This is a genomic window from Cupriavidus sp. H18C2 (assembly GCF_049393795.1).
Taxonomy (GTDB): domain Bacteria; phylum Pseudomonadota; class Gammaproteobacteria; order Burkholderiales; family Burkholderiaceae; genus Cupriavidus; species Cupriavidus pauculus_C.
In genome coordinates, this window is sequence record NZ_CP186011.1 from 1,737,428 (window position 1) to 1,754,040 (window position 16,613).

12 protein-coding genes are annotated in these 16,613 nt (G+C 67.9%); 6 read left to right on the forward strand and 6 right to left on the reverse strand.

The features are described from left to right. Positions 1 to 16 precede the first annotated feature (16 nt). From leuD to EPAKOI_RS24395, 3 genes are read right to left on the reverse strand one after another with little or no spacing between them, the layout of a single operon-like run. Positions 17 to 661 carry a 3-isopropylmalate dehydratase small subunit gene (gene leuD / locus EPAKOI_RS24385; RefSeq protein ID WP_423193953.1) on the reverse strand — a complete coding sequence of 215 codons (645 nt, stop codon included), beginning with the start codon at positions 659 to 661 and terminating at the stop codon, positions 17 to 19. Then, positions 654 to 2,072: a 3-isopropylmalate dehydratase large subunit gene (gene leuC / locus EPAKOI_RS24390; RefSeq protein WP_423193954.1), complete on the reverse strand. Its 1,419-nt coding sequence runs from the start codon at positions 2,070 to 2,072 to the stop codon at positions 654 to 656. The genes leuD and leuC overlap by 8 nt, the downstream gene beginning before the upstream one ends. A gap of 18 nt (positions 2,073 to 2,090) precedes the next feature. Further along, a complete protein-coding gene (locus EPAKOI_RS24395) occupies positions 2,091 to 3,053 on the reverse strand; it encodes a tripartite tricarboxylate transporter substrate binding protein (protein ID WP_253700297.1) in 963 nt (320 codons plus the stop codon). A 101-nt stretch (positions 3,054 to 3,154) separates the two neighbouring features. On the opposite strand from EPAKOI_RS24395, the gene EPAKOI_RS24400 reads away from it, so the two are divergent. Further along, positions 3,155 to 4,078 (forward strand): LysR family transcriptional regulator, encoded by a 924-nt coding sequence (locus EPAKOI_RS24400; RefSeq protein ID WP_124685619.1) that lies wholly within the window; start codon positions 3,155 to 3,157, stop codon positions 4,076 to 4,078. 58 nt (positions 4,079 to 4,136) lie between these two features. Here the strand turns inward: EPAKOI_RS24400 and EPAKOI_RS24405 are convergent, their stop codons facing one another. Continuing rightward, positions 4,137 to 5,681 carry a serine hydrolase gene (locus EPAKOI_RS24405; RefSeq protein ID WP_423193955.1) on the reverse strand — a complete coding sequence of 515 codons (1,545 nt, stop codon included), beginning with the start codon at positions 5,679 to 5,681 and terminating at the stop codon, positions 4,137 to 4,139. A 448-nt stretch (positions 5,682 to 6,129) separates the two neighbouring features. Between EPAKOI_RS24405 and EPAKOI_RS24410 the strand changes: the two genes are divergently transcribed. The 3 genes from EPAKOI_RS24410 to EPAKOI_RS24420 all read left to right on the forward strand — a co-directional run bounded on the left by EPAKOI_RS24410 (position 6,130) and on the right by EPAKOI_RS24420 (position 7,942). Next, a complete protein-coding gene (locus EPAKOI_RS24410) occupies positions 6,130 to 6,807 on the forward strand; it encodes a hypothetical protein (protein ID WP_423193956.1) in 678 nt (225 codons plus the stop codon). Positions 6,808 to 6,826: 19 nt separating this feature from the next. Continuing rightward, complete coding sequence (locus tag EPAKOI_RS24415) at positions 6,827 to 7,450, forward strand: hypothetical protein (protein WP_423193957.1); 624 nt, start codon at positions 6,827 to 6,829, stop codon at positions 7,448 to 7,450. A 135-nt stretch (positions 7,451 to 7,585) separates the two neighbouring features. Beyond that, positions 7,586 to 7,942, forward strand: coding sequence for a hypothetical protein (locus EPAKOI_RS24420; protein WP_253700304.1), 357 nt, complete (start codon positions 7,586 to 7,588; stop codon positions 7,940 to 7,942). A 78-nt stretch (positions 7,943 to 8,020) separates the two neighbouring features. Here the strand turns inward: EPAKOI_RS24420 and EPAKOI_RS24425 are convergent, their stop codons facing one another. Further along, positions 8,021 to 10,924, reverse strand: coding sequence for an autotransporter outer membrane beta-barrel domain-containing protein (locus tag EPAKOI_RS24425; protein WP_423193958.1), 2,904 nt, complete (start codon positions 10,922 to 10,924; stop codon positions 8,021 to 8,023). A 160-nt stretch (positions 10,925 to 11,084) separates the two neighbouring features. Then, positions 11,085 to 14,966, reverse strand: coding sequence for an autotransporter domain-containing protein (locus EPAKOI_RS24430; protein WP_423193959.1), 3,882 nt, complete (start codon positions 14,964 to 14,966; stop codon positions 11,085 to 11,087). 405 nt (positions 14,967 to 15,371) lie between these two features. Here EPAKOI_RS24430 and EPAKOI_RS24435 point away from each other — a divergent pair, with 405 nt between their 5' ends. Together EPAKOI_RS24435 and EPAKOI_RS24440 are read left to right on the forward strand one after the other, a co-directional pair. After that, complete coding sequence (locus EPAKOI_RS24435; RefSeq protein ID WP_124685626.1) at positions 15,372 to 16,061, forward strand: ArsR/SmtB family transcription factor; 690 nt, start codon at positions 15,372 to 15,374, stop codon at positions 16,059 to 16,061. Positions 16,062 to 16,092: 31 nt separating this feature from the next. Beyond that, positions 16,093 to 16,599, forward strand: a complete 507-nt coding sequence (locus EPAKOI_RS24440) for a DUF6630 family protein (RefSeq protein ID WP_124685627.1) — start codon at positions 16,093 to 16,095, stop codon at positions 16,597 to 16,599. Positions 16,600 to 16,613 lie beyond the last annotated feature (14 nt).

Here is a 16,613-nt window from a genome sequence, read left to right on the forward strand (position 1 = left end):
ATAACGAATTGCCGGCTCAGGTCGTGCCCAGCCGTTCGCGCGTGCGGCGGGCAACGTCGCGGGTCCACGGCGAAGCGGCCCAGTACCGCGCGGCGAACTGCTCGATCTCGGCGCGGTACTTCAGTGACAGGCCGATCATGTCGAGCCCCTCGATGAACATGCGGCGGTGCCGCTCGGACAGCGCGAAACCGTGCGTGCCGACCGGCGTGGTGACCTGCATCGTCTCGACGTCGACCGACACCGTGTTGCCCGCGTCCGCATCGACGGCGTCCATCAGCGCCTCGATGACCTCGCGCGGCAGCATGACCAGCAGCAGCCGGTTGTTCATCGCGTTCGAGTAGAAGATCTCGCCGAAGCTCGGGGCGATGACGGCCCGGATGCCGAATTGCTGCAAGCCCCAGACCGCGTGCTCGCGGCTGGATCCACAGCCGAAGTTGGCCCCGCCGACGAGAATGCGCGTGTTGGCATACGCGGGGCGGTTCAGCACGAAGTCCGGGCGCGGCTTGCCCTGGCCGTCGAAGCGCTGGTCGTACAGCACGCCCTTGTCGAGCCCTGCCTTGTCGATGCCGCGCAAGAACTGCTTGGGCATGATCTGGTCGGTATCGAGGTTCTCGAAGCGGATGGCGGCCGCCTTGCCGGTGATGCGGGCCTGTTCAGACATGTGCGGTCTCCAGTTTGCGGACGTCGGTGATCTTGCCGGTGATGGCCGCCGCGGCCGCCATGGCCGGGCTCATCAGGTGGGTAATCGCGCCGCGTCCCTGCCGGCCTTCGAAGTTTCGGTTGGTGGTCGACGCGCAGCGCACGCCATCGGCCAGCACGTCGTCATTCATCGCCAGGCACATCGAGCAGCCGGGCTGCCGCCATTCGAAGCCGGCGGCCGTGAGGATGTCGGCAATGCCTTCGCGCTCGGCCTGTGCCTTGACCGCGCCAGACCCCGGCACCACCATTGCGCGCACGCCGTCGGCCACGCGCCGGCCACGCACCACGCCGGCCACGGCGCGCAGGTCCTCGATGCGGCCATTGGTGCAGGAGCCGATGAACACGTGCTGGATGGCCGTGCCTTCGAGCGCCGTGCCCGGCCGCAGGTGCGTGTACGACAGCGCCCGTTCCACCGAGCGCTGGCCCGCCTCGTCGATCTGGTCCTCGGGAAACGGAATCTGGCCGGACACCGGCACCACCTGGTCCGGGCTGGTGCCCCACGTCACGTGGGGCTCCACGTCGCTCGCATCGAACGTGAAGTCGAGGTCGAACACCGCGCCGGCATCGGTCTGGAGCGAGGCCCAGTGCGCCTGCGCGGCGGTGCGCTGATGCGCGTCCATGTCGGCGGCGCGGCGCAGCACGTAGTCGATCGACACGGCATCCGGCGCGATCAGCGCGCCGCGCGCGGCGGCTTCCACCGTCATGTTGCACAGCGTGAAGCGCGCTTCGACGCTGAGCGCCTGGATGGCCGAGCCGCAATATTCGACCACGTAGCCGCGCGCGCCCTGCGCGCCGATCCGGCCGATGATCATCAGGATCAGGTCCTTCGCGGTGGTGCCGGCCGGCAGCGTGCCGTCCACGCGGATGCGCATCGTCCGGGCCATGCGGTAGACCAGCGTCTGCGTGGCCAGCACGTGCTCCACCTCCGACGTGCCGATGCCGAAGCCCAGCGCGGCCAGCGCGCCATAGGTGGTCGTATGGCTGTCGCCACACATGACGACCATGCCGGGGCGGATCATGCCGTGCTCGGGCGCCACCACGTGCTCGATACCCTGTAGCGTGTCATTGGTATCGAACAGCGGGATCTGGTGCTTTTGGCAGTTCGCGCGCAGGTTTGTCGCCTGCAGCGACGATGCCGGATCCGCAATCACGCGGATCTTTGTCGGGTGCGTGGGGATGATGTGGCTGACCACCGAGACGTTCTGTCCCGGCATCAGCACGCCGCGCCCCTGCTCGTGCAGCCCGGCGAATGCCTGCGGGCTGGTGTACTCGTTCATCAGGTGCAGGTCGCAGAACAACAGCACGTTGTCGTCGTCGATCCTGGCGACCGTGTGGGAATCGACCAGCTTGTTATATAGGGTACGTGGAGACATATTTGGCCTGTTTCACAATCATTCGGCGGTAATGCCGCGTTGCCGGATCAGCTGGGCCCATACCGGCAGTTCCTGCTCCAGCCGCTTGCGTGCCGCTTCCGGCGTGGTGGGCATCGGATCGAAGCCCTCCTTGGTCATGCGGTCGCGGGTGGCGTCGGCCGTCAGGGCGGCGTTGAGGGTGGCGTTCAGCTTGTCGATGACCGGCTTGGGCGTGCCCGCCGGCGCGAACACCATGAACCACGTCTCGAAGTTGTAGCCCGGCAGGCCGGCCTCGGCGGCCGTCGGCACATTGGGCAGCAGCGGCGAGCGCCGGGACCCGGTCACCGCCAGCGCGGTCAGCTTGCCGGCCTGCACATGCTGCTGGGCGGCCGAGATGACCGGGAAGCTCATGTCGACCTGCCCGGCGATGGTGTCGACCAGGGCCGGGCCGCCGCCGCGATACGGCACGTGGACGATCGACACATTGGCCACCGACTTGAACAGCTCGGCCGACATATGGAACGTGCTGCCGTTGCCGGCCGAGCCATAGGTCAGCTTGTCCGGCCTGGCCTTGGCCAGCGCGATCAGCTCCTGCAGGTTCTTGGCCGGGATCTTGTTGTTGACCACCAGCACGTGCTGCGACCCGGCCACCATGCCGATGGGCGCCAGATCCTTGAGCGTGTCGTACGGCATGCGCGGGAACAGGCCGGGGTTGATTGCCAGCGACACGGTTTGCAGGCCAATGGTGTAGCCATCAGCCGGCGACTTGGCCACGGCGTCCACGCCGATGTTGCCGCCCGCGCCCGCGCGGTTGTCGACGACGATCGTGCCGCCCAGGTTCTTGGCCCAGGCATCCGAGATCAGGCGGGCGGCGATATCGGCGCTGCCGCCCGGGGCGTAGGGCACCACGAGGCGTACCGGGCGCTGGGGAAAGGACTGCGCAAACGCGCTGCTCATGGCGGCGGCGCACGCGATGCCAGCGGCAAGTCGATGGAATGTCATGGGGGTCTCCGTCCGGGTCGTTGTTGTGGAAAGCATCGTAGCACTTGCCCCCAGAAACATAATTTAGGCAAAATCACATCTTTCTTGCCTACCATTCACCAATGGACGCGTTCTCCGACGTCGCCTTTTTCATGGCGATCAACAGGTTCGGCAGCATGGCTGCCGCCGCGCAGGAACTGGGCGTGACGCCGTCCGCCGTCAGCAAGCGGCTGCTGGCGCTGGAGTCGCGGCTGGGCGTGCGGCTGCTCAATCGCACCACGCGGCGCATCAGCCTGACGCCCGAAGGCGAGTCGTACCTGGTGGAAGGCGGCCGCATCCTGGCCGAACTGGAAACGCTGGAACGGGCGGTGGCCGGCAACAGCAGCACGCCGCACGGCCTGCTCAAGATCGGCGCGACGCTGGGCTTTGGCCGGCGGCACATCGCCCCGGCGCTGGCCGCGTTCGCGCAGGCGTTCCCCAAGATTGAAATCCAGCTCTATCTGAGCGAGCGGCCGCTGAACCTGACCGAACTGGGGCTCGACGCCGTGATCCACTTTGGCGACCTGCCCGACGTGCGGCTCACGGCCCGGCTGCTGGCCAACAACCGGCGCCTGCTGGTGGCCGCGCCGTCGTACCTGGCACGCGCCGGCCTGCCGGCCACGCCGCGCGACCTGAGCCGGCATAGCTGCATCTTCATCCGCGAGGCGGACGAAACCTTCGGCACCTGGCACCTGCGCAACGGCACCCAGCAGGAAACCGTCAAGGTGCGCGGCACGATGAGTACCAACGACGGCGAATCGGCCGTGATCTGGGCGCTGGAAGGCCAGGGGCTGGTGGTGCGTTCGGAATGGGACATCGCCGACCATCTGCGCAACGGCAGCCTGTGCCGCGTGCTGCCGCAATGGCACTTCGCGCCGGCCGACATCCACCTGGTCTACAGCGGCAGCAGCTCCCGGTCCGACAGGATCCGGGTACTGGTCGACTTTCTGCTGGAACGGTTCGAGGCCCACCGCCAGGGCAGGCCGGGGGGTGAGGGGCGGTGGTGAGGATCGGGACGTTCGCAGCCGCAACCGGCCAGTGCCTGTCCCCCGGCAAGCGTCCCGCCTACCGCACAAACACCCCCAGTCCCTCGTGATCGTAGTACTCCAGCCAGACCTGGTCGCTGGAGAACGTCGCGCGCGAGATCGTCCCCGGCGTGGCGTTCTCGTTGTGGAGCGTGAAGGTGAAGACGTCGCCGTCCCAGTGGGTCAGCGGCAGCACCAGCGGCCGGGCGCCCAGCGTCATGACCAGCGCGCCGCCCTGCTCGGCCACGGTCAGCGGGCCGTGGTAGTCGTTGCGATAGGTGCCGGTGTACGTGGACAGCGCGCGTGCCGGCAACGGGTTGGCCGGCGGCGACTGGCCCACCAGCCGCCCCTCGGGGATGAGCAGCGGCGCGAAGGCTTCAGTGAAGATCGCGTTCCAGTCGCGGCGGAAAGCGCCGTACTGGACCAGGTCGAGAAACTGGGCGTTGAGCGTTTCCGGGATACCGATCGGATAGCCGTTGGTCAGCGTGACGATGGCCAGGTTCAGCGACGGCACCGCGGTGAAACTGGTGGCCGCCCCCACCGCGAAGGCGCCCGAGTGGTTGTAGGCGGTCAGGCCCAGCTCGGTCGTGCCGACGTTGAAGCCGTAGCCGTAGTAGCCGGCGGGCCGGCCATCGACGGGCGGGCTGCTTTGCATCTGCTGCGTCAGCGCGGGCGCCAGCGCAGCGGCATCGACGATGCGCTGGCCGCCGTATTCGCCGCGCGCCAGCAGCATGATCAGCCATTTCGCCATGTCGTTGACCGACGAGCTGACGCCGCCCGCGGGCGATTGCGCGTCCGGCATCGTGCCCATGCCCTGCACCCAGGCGCCATTGACCTTCACGTGGCCGAGCGCGCGGTTGTCGCGCGCGGCGAAATCCGCGTAGCGCGAACTGGTGCGGGTCATGCCCAGCGGCTGGTAGATTGCCTGCGCGGACAGCGTGGCCCAGTCGATGCCGGCGGCCGTGGCCACGGCCTCGGCCGCCGCGGTCATGCCGAAGTTCGTGTACTCGTAGACCGCGCGCAGCGGATGCACCGGCAGGTAGCGCAGGCGCGTGAGCACTTCGCGCCGGTCATAGCCCATGTCTTCGAGCCGGTCTCCGGCGTGGTCGGGCAGGCCGGAGCGATGCGCATAGAGGTCGCCGACGGTGACTGCGGCGGTGGAATCGGGGTCCGATAGCTGGAACCATGGCAGTTGCCGGACCACGGGCGTGTCCCACTGGATGCTGCCCCTGCCCACCTGCCGCGCCACCACGGTAGCCCCGATGGGCTTGGAGACCGAGGCAAGCTGGAAAACCGTGTCGGCATCGACGGGCGCGGGATCGCTGACCAGCCGGCGGCCAAACCCCTTCGCATAGACGGTCTGGCCGTTGCGCACCACGGCCACGGCCATGCCGGGCACGCCGGAGCGGGTCATCAGGTTGCTGGCCAGCGTATCGAGCTGGGCGATGGCCTGCGAGACCTGCGCGTCCGGCACCGGGGCCGGACCCGGCGCCGGCGCGGGATCGTCATCGCCGCCACAGGCCGGCAGGGTGGGAATCAGCAGGCCGCCCAGTGCGGCGCCCAGGAAGCGGCGGCGATCATGCATGTTGCCCACGGTGGTCTCCCGGCAAGGCGCGGCAAGCGCGGATGCTTGGAATTTACTGTAAGCGCTGGCCGATGGCTTCCACGCCGTGCGGCGCACCGGCCCGTCAGCGTGGGGCAACGCACAGACAGGGCAACCGCGACGGCCCACGCCGGCCACGTTTCGGCGTGCGCGGCGCCGGTGCTGGCCGCAAGGGTCAGGCCGAGCGCCAGCGCGGCGTGGCGCACTGCGCTGGCGGGAAGGGACAGGATCGACACGGGTTGGCTCCTTGTTTGACGTGCAACGAGTCTAGGCACAGGGTGCCGGGCTATCGAACCGGAACACGACGGCGCGCGATCCGGAATGCGACAGGGGCGGCGGGATGCGCTGGGACTTTGGTCCAATGGATGGACGGCGGCGAACGGCCTACCGTGTGCGGAGTCGATTCCCGATCTCTGGGGGAGGCACGAGCATGCCGACTGTCCATCCGCCCCAAGTCGTCACTGCCGCCGCGCCCGCGCCGGGCCTGGATGTGGTGGACCGGGTGTCCGAAATGTGTTTCGGGCTCTACATGGCGCTGACGTTCGTGGGCGCCGTCGCCTCGGCCTCGGGCGGGTCTGACACGCCCGAGACCATGCTGCGCGCGGCGCTGGGCTGCAACCTCGCCTGGGGACTGGTCGACGCCATCATGTACCTGGTGCGCACGCTCGCCGGGCGCGGCATGCTGCAGAAGCTGGCGGCCACCGTGCAGGACGGCAACCCGGCCACCGGCATCGCGGCGATCCGCGACGCGCTGCCTCCGGCCATGAACCCGCACATCGCCGACGACGACCTGGAGCCAATGCGGGCGCGGCTGGCAGCGGGCGCCACCGTGGCGACGCGGCCTTCGCTGAACCTTCGCGATGGCCTGGCGGCGATCCGCATCTTCTGCATCGTCGTGTTGTCGACGTTTCCCGTGGCCCTGCCGTTCGTGCTGCTGCACGACGTGGGTACGGCGCTCATCGTGTCGAGGGTGCTGACGCTGATCATGCTGTTCGTCGGCGGCGCCGCGCTGGGCCATTACGGCGGCATGAACCCGTGGCGCGCCGGGTTCGGCATGATGGCGCTGGGCGTGGCGGTGACCGCGGCGGTCATCGCGTTGGGGGGCTGAGATGCGGGCGGGGTGGGCCTTGGTCGGCCTTGCACTGGCCTGCGGCGGGGTCCAGGCCCAGCAGGTGGCCGTCGACCCGCCCGACGCCGGCGGCGACGCGCCGGCGGCCTGGAGCTTCCTGGCGACCGGCTTCTGGAACATGCCCCGGCAGGAAGGCAACTACGGCTCGGGCATCTTCGCCGCCGACCGTGGCGCGCTTCACCTGGAAGCGCGCATCAACTACGAGGCGCTGGACGCCAGGTCCGGCTTTATCGGCTGGTCGTTCTCGGGCGGCGAGAAGATCCAGTACAAGGTGACGCCCATCGTCGGATTCGTGGCGGGCAGCGCCCACGGCCCCATTGCCGGCGTGGAAGCCAGCCTGGCGGTCGGCAAGTTCGACTACTACATCGAAGCCGAATACCTGCCGGGAACGGGGTCCACCACGCCCTACACCTATGCCTGGAGCGAACTGGGCTTCCGGCCGGTGCAATGGCTGCGGCTGGGGCTGGTCGCGCAGCGCACCCGCATCTACGGCGGCGACCGCGAGTTCCAGCGCGGCGGCATGCTGCAACTCACGTACGGCAAGGTCACCGGCAGCGTGTACTGGTTCAACCCGAAGTCGCAGGAGCAGGTGGTGATTGCCGCGGTGACCGTGGCGTTCTAGCGGATTCGGCACGATGCAAGAGACGTCCGCTTTTCGACCTTGCGGGACAAATGACGAATACTGTATATTTATACAGTATCTCGTGGCTGCCGTTTCTGGCGCTGCGCGTCCTCACCCCACATCGAAAAGGCCATCATGTTCGTGGATCGCACCGAAATCATCAACGCCGCCAAAGCCCTGCGCGCCAGCCAGGAAGAATCCCGGTACAGCCGCCTCGTCGCACTCGCGAACAAGCAGCTCAAGGCGATGCACAGCGCGATCCAGAAGGGCAAGGAAGAGTTCGAGACCACGCTGGTGCTGGAAATCAACGAAGACAACCCCCAATCGGCATTGGAACCCCGCGCCCAACGGCTCGCCGACGACCTGCGCGCACAGGGCTATGCCGCCACGGTGAGCACGTTTGCCGAAGTGAACACGGACCGTTTGAACTGGACGCCGAATATCACGGTCGTCATTGGGCTGGGGGAGATTGCGGAGGGGGTCGCGGCGTAGGGTTACCAGCGGGACAGGTCCGTTTTTCTCGGGCGGAGGGAGGGCGCCAGACGGGCCCGGCCCTCCCCCCATTCGCCGTTACCAGCGATAACGTACGCCGAGTTTGGCGCCGATTGCATTGCTGTCGCCGAAGTCCTGCACGCTGGTGCGCGCCAGCAGTTCGCCATAGACCGTGTAGCGGTCGTCATCCCAGTTCAGCGAAGCGCCGATGCCCAGGCCAGCCCACAGCGCCTGTTCCTTGCTGACGACGCTGAGGTCGGCCACGCGTGCCGACGTGCCGTGCAGGAAGTCGTAGTACAGGTTCGTGATGCCATAGACGTGCGAGCGGCTCGTCTTGCCGTTGCCGGCCGCCCACCTTGCCTCGTGGTCGAGCGACACGCCCAGGCGCGAGACCAGGCTGTTGCCGTTGTCGCGCGACACGTTGGCGCCGTATTGGTCGGTGAAGGCGTCGAACCGCACCTGCGACCAGGCGAGCTGTGCCTGCGGCGTGATCGACCAGTTGCCGCCCAGCGCCAACTGGTGGCCGGCTTCCAGGCTGGTGGCCACGCCGCTGCCCCGGTTGCCATTGGCCAGCTTGGTCGCCAGCGTCGACGAACGGATATCGGTGTCGTACCACGTCACCGTTGCGCGGGCATCGACATAGGCACCATTGTTGCCGTACCACGTGGCCGTTCCGCCAAAGCCATAGCCAGTCGCATCGACCGAACCGTTGCCTAGCATCGACGATACGTTGGAATTGGCGATGCCGTAGTGGAAGGTGGGGCCTACCACCAGCGTGCCGGCGTCGTTCTGGATGACCGGGGCGTCAACACCGCCCTCGAACTTCCACATGCGGACGTTGTAGCTGGCGCTGGTGGTGCTGGTCGACGGGTCGACATGGGTGGTGGAGCCTTCCACACGCGCCCACGCGCCGCGGCCGATGATCGGCTTGCCGGCGTCCTGCTCGGCCTGCACCGAGGCGTTCGGGGACCACGAGCGATTGCCCACGCGCTGCTGCAGCGTGCCAAGTTCGTTGAAGCGCTGCAATACGCTGGAATAGGCTTCATACAGCGGCACGGTCGGGGCCAGCAGCGGGGCCGCAGCGGTGGCCGTGCCCGAGTTGCCTGTCGGGGCTGTTTCGGCCAGCGTCGAACGCAGATACCAGTCGCCATCGTTGGGCGTCGATACGCCGTTCTTGGCCAGGCGATACGCATACGCACCCGCCAACACCGCCGGCTCGCCCTGATAGGTATAGTCGCCGGCCAGTGTGAAGGTGCCATGCGATGCGCCTTGCACGTCGATGATCTTGATCCCCTCGACGGTTGGGGCGCCGGTGCCGCCGACCTTGACGGCGCGGATCTGGCTGGTGCCAGACGTGTCGCCGGTGACCACCATGCGTCCGGTGGCCGAGCTATCGCCGCCAAATACCGTATTCACGCGCACGGTACCGCCATTGCCGATGTAGTTGCCGGCGATGGTCAGCACGCCCGCGCCGCCGCCCGGCGTGACCGTGCCGCTGTTGGTGACATTGCCGAAGATCGTGCCGGTGCCGGACAGCGTGCCGGCAGCGTTGACCGTCACGGGGCTGGCGATCGAGCCATCGATGCCCAGCGTGCCGAGGTTGACGATGGTCGGGCCGGTGTAGGAGCTGGCCGCCGTCAGCACCGTGGTGCCGGTGCCGTTCTGGGCCAGGCCGCCGGCACCGGAGACGATGCCGCCGTAGGTGTAGTTGTCCGAGCGGTTGAAGGCCAGCGTGGCGCCGTCATTGACGACGACATTGCTGGCCAGGCTGCCGCTGTTACCGCTATTGCCGATCTGCAGCGTGCCTTGTTGCACCGTCCACGGCGTGGTCATCGTGCCGGTCCCGATCAGCGCCCACGTGCTGGTGCCGGTCTTGGTGAAGGTATCGAAATAGCGGTACTGTGCCGCGTCGCCGATGGTGGACACGTCGAACACGCTGTTGGTGGCGCCGCCAAGGCGGAAGGCGTCGTTGGTATCGGTGGCGCTGGCGACCACGTTGCCGACGATGTTGGAGCCGGCCTGCAGTTCGAGCGCAGAGACGCCTGTGCCGGTGGCAAATTCGATGGCATTCGCGTAGCCGGTGCCGGCGCGGATGGTGCCGGAGTTCAAGATCGTAATGGAAGGCGTGCCCGATTGAACATAGACCGCCACGTTGCCAACCCCGCCCTCGACAAGACCGGAGTTGTCGAGCGAGGCCCTGACACCGCCCGTGAAGCGGATGCCGCGGCCACCGCCCGCGCCGCCGCTCAGGTCGGCACCGCCTCGAATGGTGCCTTGGTTGACGATGCTGCTGCCCGTGGTCACGTTCACGTTGACGCCGACTCCCGCCACGCCGCCAGTACCATCGCCTCCCACAATCAGACCCGTCGCCGAATTGACGAGATTCGCACCGGTCGACAGCGACACCCCGGAACTCAAGCCGCTCACGCTCAGATCGGCGCCGGTCGCACTGCCTCCCTTGATCGAGCCATTGTTCACCAGGCTGGTGTTGGCCAGCACCGACACGGCTGCGCCGCCACCGCTGCCGGCCACCGTGGAGTCGCCGCCAGTCACGGTGCCATGGATGACAGCCTGGCCGCCGCCGTTGAGAACGAGCGCGGTGTTCGCCGTGGCGCCGGCCGTGCCGGCATAGTTCCCGTTAAAGATAAGCGGCGCCGCGGTCGACGTGACAAAGTTGCCCACGGCGGCATCATTCTTGGAGAGTACAAAGCCGTTCGTGTCGATCGTGATCGGCTTGGTGGGGGCCGGGACTGCCAGGACACCGGACACTGTAAAGCTCGCAGTCAGGCGAATGACCGCGCTCTGGTCCCCGTCAGCATTGGCCGCCGCCATGGCGGTCTGCAATTCGGCCAGGTTTGAGGCGAAGTACTCGCCGGCGGACGCCCCTATCGGAAATAGCAGTGCGACGCCGAGCGCGATAGCAGAAGCTTGCGGCGCGCACACCCCGGCGCGTCGCATTCCACGACAAATGTTGGACTGCATGGATCTACCCTTATATGTATTGTTTTTGCTACAAAGACGTAGCGGGGGTGATGGTAGATCACGCCATGACGTTATGTAACGGCTGCAAGCGGAAGATGTCGCGGGACGGCTACGGTTATCAGCGTGGCCGAACCGCTCACGTCCCGCTTGTCTTGCAACGCTAGAACCTCCAGCGCAAACCCACCGTGCCAGTGTGGTCCTGGTTGCCGCCGCCGAACTGGCCGGTATAGCGCAAGGCAAGCGTGGCCATGGGCGAGATGGCGAAGTCGGCGCGTAGTTCGGCCAACGCCGCGTTCTGCGCGATCGGCGCGCCGGTCACTGTGAACGGTTGGCTACCGTCGAAGGCGAGCGTGGTAGCCGGGCGGATATCGCCGAAAGCATGGCGCCAGCCCGCTCCGACGTAGACTGCCGCGTCAGTACCAGCCACCCGACCACGCGCGCTGGTACGCAAGCCAAGCGTGGTCGTCGTCAGCGTGTTGCTGTCGCCGGGGCTGTGCAGCGCCGCCGAGCCGCCCGTTTCCGCAAAGCTCCGCGTGCGTGTGTCGCTCCAGGCCACGCCGGCGTACGGTTCGACCTGGGTGGCCGCCGATAGCGGCATGGCGAAGCCAGCTTCCGTAAAGACTTGCGCCGTGCTGGCGTGATAGCTGGCCGTCAGGGACTGGACCGTGCTGCCGCCCAGATTCGCCTGCCGGTCCGTGTCGGCGTCGTGCCAGCTATAGGCGGTGCCGAACAGCCACTTGAGCTTGCCGCCGCCGAGCGTGAACGCGCGGCCCCCATACAGCGTGGCGCTGAACGAATCCGTGATCGCGCGCGAGGATCGCTCGCTCACGCGCAGCGTGCTATTGGCGTAGCCGAACGCTCCGCCCACTCGCCAGCCCTGCCCCACTGCGCCATCGCCACCGAGATAGAATCCGCCGGTCTGCTGGCTTGCGGACGCTGCATCAGCGCTCCCGTGGAAGCGTTGCCAGTTGCCCAGTACCTCCACCCACAGCGGCTGGGCAGCGGAGATAGGCATCGCAGCAGCCGGCACGGCGCCGCCCAGCTGCGCAATCGGCGCGCCGGGCAGCATGCCGGCAGACAGGCTGTCGTTCAGATGCGCGACCGGCACCGCCCGTGCCCCACCCGCCAGGGTCATCAAGCCCGTGGCCACGCTGGCGTGCGCTTCGCCGGAGAGGCTGTCGAAGACGGCAGGCGGCGCACCCGCCGGCAACGTCACCACGGCTTCGTGCACGGGGTTGCTGTCCGGCAAGGTCTCCAGTGCGTTGGCCACGGCACGCTGGTTGCCCGTCACGGCCGCATCGGCAAAGCGCATCGGACGCGGGGTGGCACCGCCCGTGCCGCCTGTGCCGCCCGTGCCGGCGCCCGGGGCCGGATCGACCGGCGAACCAGGCTCCGGCGCCGTGACATCTTTGCGAGTGAGCGCCAGCGTGACCTCGTTGGCGCCATAGGTCAGGGTCGGTTCAAGGAACGCGTAGTTGGAGGCCGTCGAGGCAAAACGCCCCTGCAGCGCCCCGGCAGTCAGGATGGTGTAGCGACGGGTGGAGGCAAAGTTGCCGTCGGGGCCCACATGGACCGCCGCACCCGCGAGCGTCGCCGTGCCGCTGACCGCCACGCGATCGCTTGCCGACGAAGCCGGATCGGCCTCGATGCGATAGGTCGAGCCGGCGGCCAGCGTCAGGTCGCCATGCACGGTCAGCGTGCCGATGGAGTTGCCTGGGGCCAGCGTGCCGCCCGACGCAATCACGGTATTGCCCACGCTGCCCACCCCGCCGAGCGTCGCACCGTTGTTCACCGTGACCGCGCCCATCACACTGCCATTCACCGCCAGCGTGCCCGCGTTGACCGACGTCGCACCGGTATAGGTGTTGGCCCCGCTCAAGGTCAGCGTGCCAGTGCCCACCTTGATGAGCCCCCCGCCGCTGCCGCCCCCCGCGCCGCCATCCTCGATCGTGCCGCTCACTGTCGTCGAGGCATTGTCACCACCCACCGTGAGCATGTTCTGACCAAGCTGGAAGCGGCCTGCCCCTGCAATGGCGCCGGCACTGATCCGGTGGTCAAGCGTCGTACCGAACGTGCCTGAGAAATCGACCCGGCCACCTGCCTCCGCGACGAGCGAGGCGTTGCCGGCGGTACTCCAGCCCCAGAATTCGGTCAGGCTGCCGCTACGTGTGGTGACCCGGCTGTTGCCGCCATTGCTGCCTTCCTGGAACGACATCGTGCCGCCGTCGTTGACGATGGTGGCATTGGCCGCCGTGCTGCTGCCCAGCAGGTAGGTGAATCCGCCGAGGTTCGTCACCTGCGCGTTGCCGAGCGTCCCGGCGCCGAAAAGCTGGATGTAGCCGGACCGATTGGTGACCTGACGTCCGCCGAGGTCAAAGTTGCCGTACAGGCGCAGCGTGGCGCCCCCGTCCACACTCACCGCCCCTGTGCCGAGCGCACCGTTGACGTTGGCGCTTAGCATGCCGGCATTGACCTGCGTGCCGCCCGAATAGGTGTTCACGGCGTTCAGATCCAGCGTACCGCCCCCGGTCTTGGCGAGGCTGCCTGCACCGTCGATCGCACCGCTGTGGGTCAGCGTACCGTTCGCGACCTCGAAGGTGCCGCCATCCGCGCCCAGCGTGGTGGCCCGCGCGGTCGTCATGGTTGCCGTGGTCCGCAGCGTGCCGCCGTTCAGCGCCAGCGTGCCGGCTGCGTCGCCGAGGTTGGCGTCCGAGGCAACCGCCAGGGTGCCGCCCAGGATTTTCCAGTTCGTGACGTCGGTATTGGTCCCGGCAAGCGTCCAGACCGACGCACCAATCTTCTCGAAATGCTCGAAACCACGGTAAAGGCCAGCGTTGCCAATGCCGCCGGCAAGCGTGGAAGTGCCAGTGTCGCCGGCCAGCACGAATGTGTCGTCTGTGCCGTTGGCCTCGATTGTTCCCACGGCGCTGTTGGTCCAGAACTCGAAACGGTTTCTGCCGTTCGTGAACTGGACAGCGGCCGCGCCAAAGCCGCCTGACAGGATGGTCCCCTTGTTGACGATGGTGAGGTTGCTGCCGCGCACGCCCACGCCAAATGCGCCTGTGGTGCCGAAGTTGGCACGCGAGCCATCGTTGTTCATGCCGCCCAGGCCACCGGCGCCCCCGGAGCCCCCCGCGATCGTGCCCTCGTTGAGCAGCGTCGAGCCGCTGGCGAGTTCCATGCCGGTGCCGCCCTTGCCGCCGCTGCCACCTTGGCTGGCGTACAGGTCGTAGACACCGTCTCCGCCCGATCCCCCTGCCCCGCCGCCGCCCCCGAACACGACCGCACTTGCTTCGATATGGACGGTGGCCGCACTGGTCACCGACATGCCGACGCCGCCGTCGCCGCCATTGCCCGCGCCCTGGAAGTTCGCCGTCGGCTTGGAACCGCCGCCATTGCCACCATTGCCGCCTCGGCCGCCGGACACCACGGCGCCCGCCTTCACCGCGATTTCCGCACCGCCAGCGTGGACCACGCCATACCCGCCCTCGCCGCCACCGCCCCCTGCGCCCAAGTAGGCCGCAGGCGGCGACGACGCATCGCTACCGCCATTGCCGCCCGTGCCCCCGCTCCCGCCCAGGATCGCGGTAGAAATGGCAACCGGTGCAGAGCCCACGATCAAGCCGTCCGCGCCACCGCCGCCACCACCGCCGCCACTGGCCGCAAACGCGAGGTTGTCGAAGGCACCGTCGCCGCCAACGCCGCCGCTTTGCCCCGGTGCGGTCCCTGCTGCGCCGGCTGTATTGCCGGGCACTGTCATGTACTGGCTGATGCCGCCTTGGCCGCCGGCTGCATTGCGCGCGCCACCGCCGCCACCCGTGCCATCCCCATCCAGTACGGTCGGTCCGTTCTGGCCAGACGCGCCCTGGGCGAAGCCGCCCAATCCGCCTGGTGTTGGAGCGCTATACCCGCCGGCACCGCCATTGCCACCGGCGGCTTGCACCGGCGTCGCGGCGAGGGACATCGAGAGAATGGAAACGGCGCCAGCAATGGCGCGCAAGCACGGCTGTTCACCGGCGGCGAGGCGTAAGCGTTTTGTCATGCAGATTTGTGGCCGGCCAGGCCGGCGACCCTTTTTCCCTGCGCGGCCGCCGGCTGGTTGCCAGCTACGCACGCGCCATCGTCGTTTTAGTTCTTGCGGTCGGGCTCCCGTGCGAACGGTCGTGGCTTGGGCATCAACCCCAGCCATGCACAAGGAGGCCATCCTCGAAGCGGGATTTTCTCAACTCCGACGGTGGAAAGATACGCTTTGCCGACCTGTCACCCTGATGCCCGCCCTGGTTGTCGCTTTTGAACGACTCCGCTTCAGTGGTTCAGACGCGCGGCGGATGGGTTGCGACAGCGGTCAGCCGCGTCGCCTCATTGGCGCCGTAACGCGCCACCGCTCGCCCTCAACTCCCCCGCCAACCGCCTATACTCCCATCGTCCCTTCACCCCTTCATGAACTATGGAATACGCTCCTGCCATCAGCCAGCTTGCTGGCCTGCTTGCCGATCCCGGCCGGGCGGCGATGCTCTGGGCGCTGATGGACGGTAGTGCGCGGCCGGCGGGGGAGCTGGCGGCGATTGCCGGGTTGTCGGCGTCGTCCACCAGCGGCCATCTGGCGCGGTTGTCGGAAGGCGGGTTGCTGGCCGTGGAATCGCGCGGTCGCAACCGGTATTACCGGCTGGCGGCGCCGGAGATCGGGGTGGCGATCGAGGCACTTGCGACGGCGTCGCTGGCCAGCCAGCCGCCGCGTCTGCGGGCTGTGCCGGTGTCGCGTGCCACGCCGCCCGCGTTGCGGCAGGCGCGCACCTGCTACGACCATCTGGCCGGGGAACTTGCGGTGGGGCTGTTCGAACGAATGTCGCAGGCAGGGTGGCTGGCCGTGGCGGGCACGCGCGTGGATCTGACGGCCGATGGCTCGCAGGCGCTGGCGCTGCTGGGCATCGACCTGGCCGCCGCGCGGCGCAAGCGGCGGCAGTTTGCGTGCACGTGCCCGGACTGGAGCGAGCGCAAGCCGCATCTGGGCGGCGCGCTGGGTGCCGCCCTGCTGGAGACCATGCTCGACAAAGGCTGGATCGAACCGACCCGCACGTCGCGCGCGTTGCGCGTGACGCCGCGCGGGCATCGTGAAATCGTAAAAGTGGCCGCATGAACGGAGACCACTGGCCACCAAGGAGCCACGGATGGCAATAGAACTGGACGACGACGCGCAGGACGCCGTGAGCCGGCTGTTCGCGCTGATCAACCTGGGAGACACCCAGCAGACCACGCGGCACTTCGCGCTGTTCGAAGAAGCGCTGGAAGACGCCGAGGAGGACGAGGCCGACGCCGACATGCTGCTCTTCCAGATCAAGGAGATCATCGACTGGGAGGCCGGCTTCTATGTCGACTGGAAGGATGCCGAGTCCTTCATCGGCTGCCTGAACCAGCTGTGCGAGCGGATCGACCTGGAGATCGACTGGGGCACCGACGACCCCGAGGACGAGGACTTCCTGGAAGGCACGAGCGTGCCCGAGCTGATGGAGCTGGCGACCGACCAGCTACGCGTGGCCGGCTACACGCTCTGGAACTGGGATACCGGCGGCGACGCCTACGCGGGCTGGATCACGCGCAGCGAGGACGACGACGAGATGCTGGAGATCGCCGACACGCTGGCCTTCGACCTGCGCAGCGGCGACCAGCCCTACTGACCCGGCCCGCCGCA

Bases quoted from the DNA above. Each gene is read 5' to 3' on its own strand.
- leuD (WP_423193953.1), bottom strand. From the start codon at position 661: ATGTCTGAACAGGCCCGCATCACCGGCAAGGCGGCCGCCATCCGCTTC.
- leuC (WP_423193954.1), bottom strand. From the start codon at position 2,072: ATGTCTCCACGTACCCTATATAACAAGCTGGTCGATTCCCACACGGTC.
- EPAKOI_RS24395 (WP_253700297.1), bottom strand. From the start codon at position 3,053: ATGACATTCCATCGACTTGCCGCTGGCATCGCGTGCGCCGCCGCCATG.
- EPAKOI_RS24400 (WP_124685619.1), top strand. From the start codon at position 3,155: ATGGACGCGTTCTCCGACGTCGCCTTTTTCATGGCGATCAACAGGTTC.
- EPAKOI_RS24405 (WP_423193955.1), bottom strand. From the start codon at position 5,681: ATGCATGATCGCCGCCGCTTCCTGGGCGCCGCACTGGGCGGCCTGCTG.
- EPAKOI_RS24410 (WP_423193956.1), top strand. From the start codon at position 6,130: ATGCCGACTGTCCATCCGCCCCAAGTCGTCACTGCCGCCGCGCCCGCG.
- EPAKOI_RS24420 (WP_253700304.1), top strand. From the start codon at position 7,586: ATGTTCGTGGATCGCACCGAAATCATCAACGCCGCCAAAGCCCTGCGC.
- EPAKOI_RS24425 (WP_423193958.1), bottom strand. From the start codon at position 10,924: ATGCAGTCCAACATTTGTCGTGGAATGCGACGCGCCGGGGTGTGCGCG.
- EPAKOI_RS24430 (WP_423193959.1), bottom strand. From the start codon at position 14,966: ATGACAAAACGCTTACGCCTCGCCGCCGGTGAACAGCCGTGCTTGCGC.
- EPAKOI_RS24435 (WP_124685626.1), top strand. From the start codon at position 15,372: ATGGAATACGCTCCTGCCATCAGCCAGCTTGCTGGCCTGCTTGCCGAT.
- EPAKOI_RS24440 (WP_124685627.1), top strand. From the start codon at position 16,093: ATGGCAATAGAACTGGACGACGACGCGCAGGACGCCGTGAGCCGGCTG.